General features: G+C 72.4%; 12 protein-coding genes. 4 read left to right on the top strand and 8 right to left on the bottom strand.

Features of this window, described 5'->3' with window-relative positions; genetic code table 11:
• Positions 1-220 precede the first annotated feature (220 nt).
• Positions 221-865 carry a M48 family metalloprotease gene (locus tag VIS07_16045; protein ID HEY8517022.1) on the top strand — a complete coding sequence of 215 codons (645 nt, stop codon included), beginning with the start codon at positions 221-223 and terminating at the stop codon, positions 863-865.
• Here the strand turns inward: VIS07_16045 and VIS07_16040 are convergent.
• Positions 799-1806, bottom strand: a complete 1008-nt coding sequence (locus tag VIS07_16040; GenBank protein ID HEY8517021.1) for a 2-oxoglutarate and iron-dependent oxygenase domain-containing protein — start codon at positions 1804-1806, stop codon at positions 799-801. The genes VIS07_16045 and VIS07_16040 overlap by 67 nt on opposite strands.
• 56 nt (positions 1807-1862) lie before the next feature.
• On the bottom strand, positions 1863-3752 hold the full coding sequence (locus tag VIS07_16035) for an ATP-binding protein (GenBank protein ID HEY8517020.1): 1890 nt from the start codon (positions 3750-3752) through the stop codon (positions 1863-1865).
• A 182-nt stretch (positions 3753-3934) separates the two neighbouring features.
• Here VIS07_16035 and VIS07_16030 point away from each other — a divergent pair, with 182 nt between their 5' ends.
• The gene (locus VIS07_16030; protein HEY8517019.1) at positions 3935-4588 is read left to right on the top strand and encodes a TetR/AcrR family transcriptional regulator; all 654 of its coding nucleotides are present in this window, start codon (positions 3935-3937) and stop codon (positions 4586-4588) included.
• Positions 4585-5982, top strand: coding sequence for a hypothetical protein (locus VIS07_16025; GenBank protein ID HEY8517018.1), 1398 nt, complete (start codon positions 4585-4587; stop codon positions 5980-5982). The genes VIS07_16030 and VIS07_16025 overlap by 4 nt, the downstream gene beginning before the upstream one ends.
• An 84-nt stretch (positions 5983-6066) precedes the next feature.
• Here VIS07_16025 and VIS07_16020 read toward each other — a convergent pair whose 3' ends face one another.
• From VIS07_16020 to VIS07_16010, 3 genes are all read right to left on the bottom strand, one after another.
• Positions 6067-6711, bottom strand: coding sequence for a PadR family transcriptional regulator (locus VIS07_16020; GenBank protein HEY8517017.1), 645 nt, complete (start codon positions 6709-6711; stop codon positions 6067-6069).
• 84 nt (positions 6712-6795) lie between these two features.
• The gene (locus VIS07_16015; GenBank protein HEY8517016.1) at positions 6796-7137 is read right to left on the bottom strand and encodes a DUF2845 domain-containing protein; all 342 of its coding nucleotides are present in this window, start codon (positions 7135-7137) and stop codon (positions 6796-6798) included.
• Between the two features lie 67 nt (positions 7138-7204).
• Complete coding sequence (locus VIS07_16010; protein HEY8517015.1) at positions 7205-9526, bottom strand: RecQ family ATP-dependent DNA helicase; 2322 nt, start codon at positions 9524-9526, stop codon at positions 7205-7207.
• A 97-nt stretch (positions 9527-9623) separates the two neighbouring features.
• Here VIS07_16010 and VIS07_16005 point away from each other — a divergent pair, with 97 nt between their 5' ends.
• A complete protein-coding gene (locus VIS07_16005) occupies positions 9624-10154 on the top strand; it encodes a hypothetical protein (GenBank protein HEY8517014.1) in 531 nt (176 codons plus the stop codon).
• A 352-nt stretch (positions 10155-10506) separates the two neighbouring features.
• Here the strand turns inward: VIS07_16005 and VIS07_16000 are convergent, their stop codons facing one another.
• The 3 genes from VIS07_16000 to VIS07_15990 all read right to left on the bottom strand — a co-directional run bounded on the left by VIS07_16000 (position 10507) and on the right by VIS07_15990 (position 13754).
• Entirely contained in the window at positions 10507-11835 is a 1329-nt protein-coding gene (locus VIS07_16000; GenBank protein ID HEY8517013.1) for a hypothetical protein, read from the bottom strand.
• Positions 11836-11914: 79 nt separating this feature from the next.
• On the bottom strand, positions 11915-12676 hold the full coding sequence (locus VIS07_15995) for a hypothetical protein (GenBank protein ID HEY8517012.1): 762 nt from the start codon (positions 12674-12676) through the stop codon (positions 11915-11917).
• Positions 12677-12686: 10 nt separating this feature from the next.
• Positions 12687-13754, bottom strand: a complete 1068-nt coding sequence (locus VIS07_15990; GenBank protein HEY8517011.1) for an amidohydrolase family protein — start codon at positions 13752-13754, stop codon at positions 12687-12689.
• Positions 13755-13767: the final 13 nt, after the last annotated feature.

The raw sequence follows: 13767 nt of genomic DNA, 5'->3' as shown, positions 1-13767 counted from the left end.
TCGTCTTTCGTTTCGTCGGTTCTCGCTTCGAGGCGCCGCATGCGGCGTCATCAGTGACTTCGATGGTGTCCATGCTTTCTCGTTGTGGCAAGGGTTCGGATTTCAACGATTGACGCGCGTGCCTATGCGATGGGCAGCTGCTCATCGGTTGAGCATTCGACGGGCTCCGCGCCGCTGAAATCAGGCGAAATCGCGACGGCACGTGCCTTGCCATCGCGGCGTGGCGCGGATCGCGATCCTGCTGCTCGTCCTGTCGGCACTGCCGTCGTGCAGCGCGCTGCGTCCGCTGGCGGGCGCGTCGACCGATGCGGTCGCGCGCGACGCCGTGCGCGTCGCACGCCTCGAGCGCCTGGGACGCGCGCTCGCACCAGCGGAGGGCACGCGCGAGCGGCTCACGTTCGCGCTCTCGTCGCGCGACGAGCTCGGCGCGTGGTCGTGGCCCGACGGTCGCGTGCGGGTGAGCCGCGCGCTCGTCGACCTGCTCGACGACGACGAGCTCGCCGCGGTCCTGGCGCACGAGCTCGGCCACCTGCTCGATGGCGACGGCGCGAGCGACGTCCCCGCCGCGCTCGCCGGCGACCAGCCGCGTCGCGGACCGGAGGCGCGCGCCGACGCGATCGGCTGCACGCTGCTCGCGACGCGCGGTCTGCCTGCGGAGGCGCTCCCGACGATGCTGCGCCGACTCGCGGACGCGATCGCGCACGGCGCGGCGGGACCCGATCCGACGACGCTGCTGCAGCGCGCGCGCGTCGCGGATGCGATCTGCTCGACGACGCGCGCGGGCGCGTCGCCTTCCGATCAGGACGCCGCGCCGAGCGCGTCGCGCAGCCCGGGGAAGACCTTCGACACCTTCCGCACGACGTAGTCGCCGTAGGTCCCGTCGAACGCCTGCAGATCGAGCCCGTCCCAGCGCCGTCTGTCGCGCGGCGTCTCCTCGGGGCAGGTCTCGATCGGACGCACCACCGTCTCCCAGCCGGGATCGAAGAAGAACGGAAACGACAGCCTGTCGCGCGTGCCGCGGTTGCGCACGCGATGCGGCGTCGAGCGGTAGCGGCCGCGCGTCATGCGGTCGAGCATGTCGCCGATGTTGCACACGAACGAGCCCTCGATCGGCGGCGCCTCGCGCCAGCCGTCGAGCGTCTCGACCTCGAGCCCACCGCTCTCGTCCTGCTTGAGGATGGTGAGCAGGCCGTAGTCGGTGTGCTCGCCGACGCCCCACTGCGCATCGCGCTGATCGGCGGGCAGCGCCGGGTAGTTGAAGATGCGGAACAGGATCAGCGGGTCGTGCGTGTAGCGCTCGTCGAAGTACGCCTCGTCGAGCTCGAGGCTGAGCGCGATGCCGCGCAGCAGCGCGTGGCCGAGCTCGGTCAGCGCGCTCATGTAGGCGAGCACCGTGCGGCGCAGCTCGGGCACGTCGGAGGGCCAGAGGTTGGCGCCGTGCAGCGGCGTGCCGGCTTTGACGAGCGGATGGTCGGCGGAAAGCTCGCTGCCGAAGTAGATCCCTTCCTTCGCGTCGGGACGCCCGGAGGTGAGCTCGGCGCCGACCGGGAAGTAGCCGCGCCACGCGCGACCGCCACGCTCCATCGCGATCTCGAGCTTGCGCTCGACCGGCAGCGCGAAGAAGCGACGGCTCGCGTCGACCAGCTCGTCCTGCAGCGTCGCGTCGACGCCGTGCCCGACGACGTAGAAGAAGCCCACGTCGCGGCAGGCGCGCGCGATCGCCGCTGCGACCTCGAGCTTTCCCGCGTCGCCCGCAACCAGCGGCGCGACGTCGATGATGGGCAGGCTCCCGGACGCGTCTCGCACGGCGCTCCTTCTAGCGTCCGGACGCGCGCGTGACAGCTCGCGTCCGAGCGCGACGGCTAGCGTCCGGGCGACGGCGCCAACGCCGCCACCGCCGCGATCGCAGCCGAGATCTCTGCGGGGTCGGCGGGCTTCGCGACGTGCATCTGGAAGCCGGCTGCCAGCAGCCGCGCGCGATCCGCGTTCGACGCGTACGCGGTGAGCGCGATCGCCGGCACGCGCTTCGCCGGTCCGGGCAGCCTGCGCACCTTGGAGATCAGCGCGAACCCGTCCTCGCCCGGCATGCCGACGTCGGACACGATCACGTCCGGCAGCCAGCGCGACAGGATCTCGAGCGCCTGACCGCTCGACGCGGCGACGCGCACCTCCGCGCCGAGCTGCGCGAGCAGCGTGCGAACGACCTCGTTCGCGTCCGGCTCGTCGTCGACGACGAGCGCACGCACGCCGTCGAGGCGCGTCTCGGGCGAGCGGGGCTCTTCACCGTAGCGCGCGGTCCGGTAGCCCTTGTCGCCGGACAAACCGGCCAGCGGTGCAATTGGTAGCTTGACGACGAAGGTCGCGCCGCGGTTCTCGCCCTCGCTGTGCGCCTCGACCGTGCCGCCGTGCAGCTCGACGAGGTGGCGCACGATGGCGAGCCCGAGGCCGAGGCCGCCGAACGTTCGCGTCGACGAGCGATCCGCCTGCCAGAAGCGCTCGAACAGGTGCGGCAGCTCGTCGGGAGAGATCCCCTTGCCGGTGTCGCGGACCAGGATCTCGACCTGCGAGTCGACGCAGCGCACGCCGACCCGTACCTCGCCGCCGCGCGGCGTGAACTTGACGGCGTTCGATACCAGGTTCCAGACCACCTGCTGCAGGCGGCTCGCGTCGCCCGCGAGCGGCGGGATGGGCGCGTCGAGGTCGGCATGCAGACGAACGCCCTTCGCCTCCGCCGCCTGCCGCACCGTCTCGACGGCGCGCTCGATCGTCTGCACGAGGTCGACGCGCTGCACGTTCAGGCGCAGCCGCCCCTCGACGATGCGCGACACGTCGAGCAGATCCTCGATGAGCTGCGCCTGCATGCGCGCGTTGCGCTCGATCACCTCGAGCGCGCGCTCGCGCTGGGCCTCGTCGAGCTTCCGGTCGCGCAGCATGCGCGCCCAGGCGAGGATCGGCGACAGCGGCGTGCGCAGCTCGTGCGACACCGTCGCGAGGAAGGCGTCCTTGGCGCGGTTAGCCTGCTCCGCCTGCGCGAGCGCCGCCTCGACGCGCTCGCGCGCGCGGTGCTGCTCCGTGATGTCGACGCAGGATCCGACGTGGCCGTCGAACTCGTCCTCGCGCACGCGCGGCACGCCGCGCTCGACCACCGAGCGGTAGACGCCGTCGTTGCGCCGCAGCCGGTACTCGACCTCGAAGGGTGCGCGCCGCGCGACCGCGCCCGCGATCGCCTGCCGGCAGCGCTCGCGGTCCTCGGGGTGAACGTCGTCGAGCCAGCCGTCGCCCGGAGGCGCGCCGTCGCGTCCCGTGAACGAGAGCCACGAGTCGTTGAAGAACGTCCGCCGGCCCGCGGCGTCGGACACCCAGATCAGCACCGGCGCGGAGTTCGCGAGCATGCGGAAGCGCTCGTGGCTCTCGAGCAGCTCACGCTCCGACTGCTGGCGCCACCTGGTGAGGAACGCCGCCATGGCGCCGGCGACCGCGAACACGAGCACCGTCACGCCGAGCGCGACCGGCGCCTCGACCGTCTCGTACGGACGCAGGAAGACCCACACCGCGAGCGCCGACAGCGCCGCGCTGACGACGCCCGGTCCGACGCCCGCGACCCACGAGCTCACGAAGATCACCGGCCAGAACGCGAAGAAGGTGAGCCGGTCGCGCAGCAGCGGCACCGACGCGGTCACCATCGTCGCGGCGGCGACCGCGAGGACGGCGCTCAGGTAGCGCAGCACCATGGTGCGCAAGGGAGCTTGCATCGTGTGTTCGCTCGCGTGCGATCGCGGGGCGAGCGCGGTGTCTCATTGAGCGCCAAAGGCGTACGGCCTTGCAAGCCCGTCCGGTAGTGTCGCGCCTTTCCCGACGCAGGGTGCACGACATGCGCCGCGGTCGATACCGAGCGTATTGACATACTCTTGGTATCCCAATACCGTTGGTATCGATGGCGCTCGCGACCCTTCCCAAGCGGCTCACCCGGCCCGAGGCGGCCGAGGAAACACGGCGACGCGTGCTCGACGCCGCACGCGCCGTCTTCCTGCGCAACGGCTTCCACGGCACGACGGTCGACGCCGTCGCGGCGGAGGCCGGCTTCACCAAGGGCGCGGTGTACTCGCGCTTCGCGAGCAAGGCGGACCTGTTCCTGGCGCTCTACGAGGAGCGCCAGAAGCAGCGCGCGCTCGTCTTCGCCAAGATCCCACGACGCGCTCGTCGCGAAGACCTGCAGCGCGCGATCGCCGAGTCCTGGACGCGCGTGCTGCAAGAGGATCGCGACTGGCTGCTGCTGCTGATCGAGTTCTGGACCTACGCGGCGCGCGACGACGAGCTGCGCCAGCGCTTCGCGAAGCTGCACGAGGAGACGCGGCGCAACATCGCGCGCTCGATCGAGGAGGGCGCAAAGGCTTTCGGCGACGAGCTCGCGCTGCCGAGCGAAGAGATCGCGCTCGCGCACATGGCGCTCGGCAACGGCTTCGCGCTCGAGGTGCTGCTCGACCCGACGCGGGTCGAGGCCTACCAGCGCGCCAACCTGGCGCTCGCGCGCGGCATGCGCGAGCAGCCGTCGGCTGCGGCGAAGCGTCGCAAGGAGCCGCGCAGGTGAGCGTCACGCGCTTGGCGCGCATCGCCGAGGTGATGCGTGGTCTCGCCGCGGCCCGCGAGGGTCAGCGCCACGAGCGCCTCGACCGCCGCACGCTCGAGGCGCTGCAGCGCGAGCGCTTGACGGAGCTCGTGCGCCACGCGGTCGCGCGCTCGCCGCTGTACGCAGATCTCCTTCGCGGCATCGACCTGTCGCGCACCGTCGACCCGCGCGACCTGCCGATCGTCGACAAGCAGACGCTGATGGCGCGCTTCGACGACTGGGTGACGGATCGGCGTCTCCGCCTGGCCGACCTCGACGCGCATCTCGCGAAGGCGCGCGGCGACGAGCTCTACCTCGGCGACTACCGCGTCATGGCGACCAGCGGCACGACGGGACGGCGCGGCATCTTCGTCTACTCGCGCGCCGACTGGGCGCCGGCGCTCGGCGGCTTCCTGCGCGCGTCGCAGACCGCGGGCGCGCGACCGCGGCTGCCGCGCTACCGGATCGGCCACGTCGCCGCGACGAGCCCGCTGCACATGACGGCGCGCTTCGGCATGAGCGCCGACGTCGGGCTGCACCGCGTGCTGCGTCTCGACGCCCGCTCGCCATTGCGCGAGCTCGCGGACGCGCTCGCCGCCTTCCGCCCCGACCTGATCGGCGCCTACCCGTCCGTGCTCGCGCTGCTCGCCGACGAGCAGATCGCCGGACGCCTCGACGTCGCGCCGAGCTCCATCATCGTCTCGAGCGAGGTGTGCACGCCGGAGATGGCGCGGCGCATCCGCGCGGCCTGGGGCGTGACGCCGTTCGACGTCTACGCATCGACCGAGAGCGGCGTCGTCGGGATCGACTGCGAGCAGCACCAGGGACGGCACGTCTTCGAGGACCTGGTGCTGCTCGAGAACGTCGACGAACGCGGCGAGCCGGTGCCCGACGGACAGCCGGGCGCGCGCGTGCTGATCACCAATCTGTTCAACGGCACGCAGCCGCTGATCCGCTACGAGCTCTCGGACATCGTCGTGCTCGACGGCCGGCCGTGCGCGTGCGGACGCGGCACGCGGCGCATCGTCGCGATCGAGGGGCGCAGCGACGACATCCTGATGCTGCCGGGACGCGACGGTCGCGACGTCGCGGTGCACCCGCTCGCCATCCGCAGCCCGTTCGCGGGACTCTCCGATGTGCGTCAATACCAGCTCGTGCACGACGACGCGCTGCGCGTGCGCGTCGTCCCGAGCGAGGGCGCGGACCCGGCGCAGGTCGCAGCACGCGTGCACGCGACCCTCGGCGGCAAGCTCGCCGAGCTCGGCGTCGCGGTGCCGAAGATCGAGGTCGAGACCGTCGCCACGCTGACGCGCGACCGCGGGCCCGCGGGCAAGCTCAAGCTGATCGAGTCGAAGCGCGCGCGCAGCGCGGCGTGACGCTCGCCACGTCAATCAACGACGCGACGCTCGTCGACGAGGCCCTCGCGGTCGTCTTCTCGAGCGGAGCGCTCCGAGATCGGCTCAGCGCTGCTGCGACGAGCCGCCGCCGGCGCGCGCCGCTGTTTGACGAGGTGCCCCCCGATCGCGGCGATCCGACGACGTCCCACCGTCGCGCGTCTCGCTGGCCCCTCGCTGGTGCCACTCGTCGACGACGGCGCGCACCTGATCGAGGAAGGCGAGATCGCTCGTCACGTGCGCGAGACGTCGCGCGAGGAGCTGCGGCAGGATCGTGAAGCCTTCGCTCTGCGCGCTCTTGCGACACGCTTCGTCGTGCTCGCGTTGCAGGACCGCGCGCGTCGTCTCGAGCGCGTCCTTCCAGTCGTCGATCAGCGCGAGCGCGGCGTCGTGCGGCACGCAGTCGAGGAACATCGCGCGCGACGAGATCGGATCCTCGCCGGCCTCCGCGGGCGCGACCGGCGTGCCGATCCACTGCACGAGCGCATCGCGTCCCTGGTCGAGGATCTCGTACGGCGCGCGGCGTGCGTCGGCGTCGGGCTCGCGCGCAGCGAAGCCCACGAAGCCGCTCGACATGAGCCGCTGGAGCTCGCGGTAGAAGTTGCCCGTGCTGATCTGCACGCCCGCGCGGTCGCGGTAGCGCTTCATCAACGCGTAGCCGTGACCCGGGCCGCTCTGCTGCAGCAACCCCAGAACCACGAAGCGAAACATCTGCCGAGCGCTACCAGCGCGTCTTTCGCAGGGTCAATGCGGGGATACTACGTGTGCGCCGGTGGCCGTGCCTGGCGCACGCGCTCAGTAGCCGTAGTCGCCTTCGGTGATGCGCGCCAGGCGACCGTCGCGGAACACGAGGTAGCGGATGAACTCGCGCGGCCCGCGGTTGTAGGTCCAGCGCTCGACCTGCACGGTCTTGGTGACCACGAGCCCCGAGGCGGTCTCGAACGAGATCAGCTCGGTCGAGAAGGTGCGGAACGTCGGATCGCCGCAGCGACGGTGCACCTCCTCGATGGAATCGCCCTCGCGGACGAGGCGGTTTCCGCAGCGGAGCGTCCCCGCCCACGCGTCCCCCGCGCCCACGATGCAGGCCAGCATCAGCGCCGCCAGCGCGACACGACCGCTGCTCGACGAGCGTCGCACGCGAAGGGCAATCTCACTCGCGCCGAGCCGGAGCAAGCGTCGCTGCGGTCTTCGGCGTCGAGCCCGCTCAGCTCCCGCCGGCCGGCGGCGGTGGCGGCGGCGACGACGGCGGCGCGGCTGCCGGGTTCGGCCGTCCGCGACGACCGCGGCGTCCGCGACGCCGACGTCGGCGCCCACGCCGCGGCTGTCCGTTGGCATCGAGCTGTGGCTGCGGACCGCCGCCCTGCGCGTTCTGCGGACGCTGCTGCGGCTGCTGTCCGCCGGGCGCACCGCCGCGCGCCTGCATCGGCTGCGGCTGCGGTCCCTGGCGATTGCCGCGTCCGCGCCGGCGCTTCTGCTGCTGCTGACCACCGCGTCCACGGCGCCGACGCTTCTTGTTCATGCGCTTCGGCGACGCGACCGGCGACCAGAAGGTCGACGGACGCTCCGGACGACCGCGGCAGATGTCGCACAGCCCGCACGGCGTGCCGTTGTCCTCGCCGAAGTAGCGCCGCAGATAGACCGCGCGGCACTCGGTGCTCCGCGCGTAGTCGTCGACCGAGTCGAGACGGCGTGCGTCCTGCGTGCGCATGTTGGCGAACTGCCCGGCGAGGCTGCGGGTGCGCTCCTCGACCTCCTCGGGCGGCACCGTCGGGTGCACCGTCAGGTCCTCGGCGATGCGCACGATGTTCGCTTCCTCGAGCGTCGCGAGCAGCGCGTTGGTCGGGCGCTCGCCGAGGTCCGCCGACAGCGCGAGCGCGTTGATCGTCGGCGTGCGGCCTTCCGCCGCCCACGCTGCGAGCGCGCTCCCGAGCTTGTAGAGCTGGTCCGGACGCAGTCGCGAGCGCGACAGCAGCGCCTCGTGCACCGCGCGATCCGACGCGTCGTGCAGCAGGATGCAGTTCGCCTTCGCGCCGTCGCGTCCCGCGCGTCCCGCCTCCTGGACGTACTGCTCGAGCGACGCCGGCGACTGCTGGTGCACGACGTAGCGGATGTCCGGCTTGTCGATGCCGAGGCCGAACGCGCTGGTCGCCACCATGACGGTGCGGCGCCCCGGCTTCATGAACATCTCTTGCTGCACCGAGCGCTCTCCCGCCGCCATCTTGCCGTGGTAGCGGTGCACCGGGATGCCGAGCTTCGCGAGGATCGTGTAGACCGTGTCGACGTCGCGCGTCGTCGAGCAGTAGATGATGCCCGGTCGGCGCAGACGCTGCGCGAGCCGCGCGAGCGCACGTAGACGCGCCGCCTCGCGACACTCGAGCACCTCGAACGCGAGGTTCGAGCGGTGCGGCGAGCTCGCGACGATCACCGGCGAGCGCATGCCGAGGAAGCGCACGATGTCGGTGCGCACCTTCTCGGTCGCGGTCGCGGTCAGCGCGAGCATCGGCGGCGCGCCGAAGTTCCGCAGCACCTCGCCGAGGCGCAGGTAGGCCGGGCGGAAGTCGAAGCCCCACTCCGAGATGCAGTGCGCCTCGTCGATCGCGGCAAGCGAGATGCCGGACTTCGACAGCACCTCGTACATCTCCTCGGAGCCGAGCGTCTCGGGCGTCGTCATCACCAGCAGCGAGCCGCCGCGCGCGATGCGCTCGAGCGCCTCGGCGCGCGCCTTGCCGCGCACGGTGCCGTCGATGCGCACCGTCGGCACGCCGAACTTGATGAGCTTCTCGTGCTGGTCCTTGAGGAGCGAGAGGAGCGGCGAGATGAGCACCACCGGCTTCGGCAGCACCATCGACGGCACCTGGTAGCAGGCGCTCTTGCCGAACCCGGTGGGCATGACGATGAGCACGTCGCGTCCGGCGAGCGTCTCGCGGATGCCGCGCTCCTGCTCGGGGTAGAGGCGCTGGATGCCGAGGCGGCGCGCCGCGGCGGCGACCGCGGGATCGAGACCGCCGCCGGCGTCGGTCGACACGGTCTCGCCGAGCGGCGTGTCGTCGTGGTCGTCGTGTTCTTCGTCCTCGTCCGTGTCGTCGTGCTCGACCGAGGCGAGGTCGATCTCGGCGAGGTCGCCGCCGTCGGCTTCGGAGGTGTCGTCGTCCTCGCCGGCGTCCGCGTCGTCCTCGTCCTCGTCGTCGTCGTGCTCGTCGGAATCGTCGGCGAGCACGTCGGCGAGGTCGACGTCGGCGGCGGCGACCTCGTGGTCGTCGTCCGCGTCGAGGTCCGCCGCATCGGCGTCATCCTCGGACGCCGCGAGCGTTCGGCTCGCCGGTGGGACGTCGCTGCGCTCCGCCGTCGCGAGCGGGCCGTTGCCGGCGACGCTTCCTTCTCCGCCGGTGCCAGCCGCGTCATGCGGCGCCGCGTCCCGCGCGGCGGCGGCGTCGGCGTCCGCGTCGACGTCGACCACGCCGAGGTCGTGCCAGGATTCGCCTGCGGCCGACGCATCGGGCAAGGCGAGCGTCGCCTCGTCGTTCACCGTCTCGCTGCGTGCGACGGCGGCGCTCCCGCCGTCGGCGGAAGCCTTCTTCGTGGACCGTCGGCGCGGCTTCTTGACGGCCGGGGCGCGCTCGGTCGTGGCGCTCGCGTCCGCGTCCTCGGCAGCCGCCGGTGCGGCGGCGGTCTCCGTTGCAGCCGCGGCCACGGCGGCCGCGCTCGCCGTCTTTCGCCGACGCGGCTTCTTCGGCTCGGCGGCCGGCGCGCTCGACGCTTCGACGGGCGCCTCTGCGGCGGGAGCGTCTGCGGTTCGCTTTGCCGCCTTGCGGGTTCGGGTGCGCTTCGCCGGCGCGACGTCCGCGACCTCTGCGGGCGGCACGGCGGCGCGGCTCGTCTTCTTCGTCGCCTTGGCGGTCTTTGCCGAGCTCGCCGACTTGGTCGCTCGTGTGCGCTTGACGGGCTTCTCGGCGCTCTCCTGCGCCGCTTCGACGCTCTCGCGCGTCGCCTCGTCGACCTCCGGGGTCACCGTGGTCTTCCGGGTACGCGCCGAGCTCGTGCGTTTGGTCGCCGAGCTTCTCACGGAACGGTCGCCTGACCGATCACGTCAGTCTCCTCGTCAAGCCGGCGGGCAAGGCCGGACGGGCCGCGGTAGCGGCTTCCCGCTGTGCTGACCGCTGGCAGAATCACTTACTGGCTTCGCTGAACCCTTGCGGAGGGTGATGTCGCTCCGGCGCGACGGGCGCTGCCCGGAGGTCGAGCAGGGCGATCGAGGAACGCGGGCGACCTCGAACCACCCGGACCCGCTTCACCTGCTCGTGGACGTCACGCTTCGCCTTGGGCTACTTCTCCCGTGCGGCGCGTGCGGGCCGGCGGGAACAAGGGAAGCATTCCCGGAACCGGAACGCAACGACGCTGTGGGACGGCCACGCGAGGTGCCGCCGACGACCCTCTTCGTCGGCGGCGGTCGGTCTAATCGCGGGCCGACCGGCTACGAATCTAGAGAACCCGAAACCGGGGGGCAGATCAAGCGAAATCTGCTGGTCGACGCGGCCCGTCCGGCGCCGACGCGACCACGCCCGTGCGACGCGCCAGCTCGTCGACGTCGCGACGCAGGATCGGGTAGCAGCGCGCGAAGAACTCGTCGCTGGTCGCGACGTCGACGTACGGCCACGCGCCGTACGTCGCACGCCACGCTTCGACGAGCTCGTCGCGCGAGCTGGCGACGAAGCCGCGGTCGAGCCACAGCCGCGCTTGCGCGTACTGCGGTCCGATCGTGTCGCGGCGATCGACACCGGTGCCGATCGACAGACCGAGGCGGCGCAGCGCCGTCGGGTGCGCGTAGTAGCGGATCGCGCGCCGCACGGCTTCGTCGTCGGGTCGAGCGAAGCTCGCGCGCGCGTCGTCGGCGATGCACCACCACTGCCAGGGGTTGCGCTCGCGAAGGTAGCGCGCGAGCGTGCGCGCGCTGGTCACGACGACTCCCGGTGTCGCATGCTGCGCGTCGATCGCGGCGTCGAGCGCGGCTTGGTCGTCGGGGTCGACGAGGACGTAGGTCGCGTCGCCATAGGAGAACGGGACGCGGCTCGTGACGCGCTCCGGAACGGGTCCGACGACCGCGTCGCGCGCGTCGTCGTCCGGCAGGTCGTGCGCGATGCGAACGCTCTGCCGATGCAGCCAGCGGAGAAGATCGTCCGCGCGTCCGGATGGCCGGCCGCGCAGTGCCGCGCGCACCTGCGCGAGCTGCGCGACGTCGCCGATCCGCTCCTGCCAGAGGTCGACCAGGGCCGCGCGTCGGATCGGACCGCGCACCACGCCTTCGCCGAGCAGCGCGACGTTCAGCATGTCGAGGACGAGGTTGCAGCACGTGCGGACGCGGCGCGCGCGCAGCCAGCGCGGCAGCGAGCTCCACGCCCAGAAGAACCACGGCAGGTTGCGTCGCCACGCGCGTGCGGGCGGACCTTCGGGCGCGGGGAGGACGATCTCCTCGCCCCAGAGCCTGAGCCAGCCGCGGTCGCGCTCGAGCGAGCCCGGGAACCACGGCGCGCGGTACCAGAGGTCGAGCTCGTCGGGGGTCGCCACCTCGGCCGCGCCGAGCATCGGCAGCAGGCGCCGCATCGCGTGGAGGCGGCGTGCGAGCGCTCGGATCGTCGCCACCTCGTGCTCGAGGTCGGTGGGCGGATCGATCACCACCGTCAAGTCGAGGTCGCTGCGCGGCAGCCTCGCTTCACCGCACGCGACGCTGCGCCGCGCGTAGACGCTGCGCACGAAGCCGAGGCTCGCGAGGCCGCGTGCGGCGGCGCGCGAGAGGCCGCGGTAGAGCCGTCCGGCGACGTCCGCTCGCGACGCGCTCATGACGTCCGCGTGGCCCGGGCGCTCGACGGCATCCGCTGCGACGCGCCCTTTGGCTTGACGGACAACCGACGCACGCCGCTCAGGACCGAACCGGCATCGGCCACGGCGCGATGCCGCCCGCGACGATCGCGTCGAGCCGCGCCGCCGAGAGCGGGAAGCCGAACATCTCGTTGCGCATGTCGAGCCGCGCGCGACCGATGCGCCGTACGAGGTCGGCGGCGTGGAGCCAGTCGTCCGCGCTCGCGGCGTGTCGTGCGACGCTCGTCAGCTCGCCCGGGCCGTGCGCGATCTCGTCGTCGAGGATCTCGCGGAACACCGCCGCCATGCGACGGTCGAACGGCGTCGCGTCGAGCTCCGCGAGCACCGCGTACAGCGCGCCGCCGCCGCCCTCGGTGAAGTTCACCACGGCGCGCTCGAGCGGCGTGCCGGCGCGGTACGGCGCGCGCAGCTCCTGCAGACGCGTCTCGGCCGGCAGCTCGCGCAGCGCTTCGAGCGTGACGCGCTCGCCGGTGAGCTCCTCGAGCAAGCCCACGAGCAACCGGTAGTGCTTGACCTCGTCCGCCACCTTGTCGCGCGAGGCGCCCTCGGGATGATCGTCGATGGGTGATCCTGCGAGGACGGCGTCGCGCTGCGCGGGCGGAAGCGCGCGCACGAGCCGCGTCTCCTTCCAGGCCTGCGCGGCGAGGAAGCGTACGTCGCCCTCGCGGCTGCGGTGGTGCGCGAGATACGTGCGCGCGATCTCGGCTTCGCCGGCCCAGCTCGTCGCGGCGAGCGCCGCGAGCTCGTCCATGCGGCGGCGGACGTCGTCGCTGCTCACGACCGCGGCCCCGAGGCGGTCCACGCGCCGGCGTTCACGACGCGCGGCGCGCGACGTCGTGCGCGCGCAGACGGTAGAAGCGCCGCGCGTTTTCGGCGAGTAGATTGCGCTTGACATCCGGCGTCAAGTCCTCGCGGCGCGAGAGGTGCGCGATCTCGTTGCGGCAGCGCTCGAGGTTCACCTCGTGCGGAAAGTCCGAGGCGAACAGCAGTCCGTGCTCGCCGACCACCGCCAGCGCCGCCGGCACGCCGGACTCGCCGGGCTCCGGCGTGAAGCACACGCGGCCGTCGCGGACGTAGCTGCTCGGCTCGCGCTGCACGCCGCCGACGTACTCCGGAAAGCGTCGCACGTGGAACGCGCGATCCATGCGCTCGAGGAGATACGGCACCCAGCCCACGCCGGCCTCGAGAAACGCGACGCGCAGCCGCGGGAAGCGATCGAGGACGCCGCTCATGAGGACGCTGGTCAGCTGCGTCATCTGCGCGAACGGGTGCGCGAGCGTGTGCACCTGCGCGAAGTAGCGCAGCCGCTCGAGGCCGAGGCCCTGCGACGGTCCGCCGTGCACCGCGAGCGGCACGTCGAGGCGCTCGGCCTCCGCCCAGACGGGGTCGAAGCACGGATCGCCGAGCGTCCGCTCGAGGCCGACCGCGGGCAGCACGCCGCCGACCATGCCGAGCTCCGCCACCGCCCGACGCAGCTCTTCGGCCGCCGCGGTCGGATCCTGCAGCGGCAGCAGCGCGACGCCGCCGAGCCGCGGGCTCTCGGCGAGAAAGCGCGCCGCGAGCCAGTCGTCGTAGGCGCGGCACAGCGCGACCGCCCAGTCCGGGTCGCGGATCAGACCGGTCGCGAGACCGGCGGTCGGATAGAGCACCGTCGACGCGATGCCCGCGGCGTCGAGGAAGTCGAGCCAGGTGCGCGCGTCGACGTCGAACGTCTTGTGCAGCCCGAGGCGCGCGTGGATCGCGCCGCGCTGGAAGCCGTCGGCGGTCGGCCACAGGGGAAAGCCGAGCACGGTCGCGCGTCCGGCGTACGGCGCCGGCAGGAACTCCCAGAGCGCGGTCGGGCTCTCGTAGACGTGTCCGTCGGCGTCGACGACAGGCATGTCGGCGGTGGAA

The organism is Candidatus Binatia bacterium, assembly GCA_036563615.1.
GTDB lineage: Bacteria > Desulfobacterota > Binatia > UBA12015 > UBA12015 > DATCMB01.
Note: the sequence above shows the minus strand (reverse complement) of the source record. Positions and strands in the feature narration are given on the sequence as shown.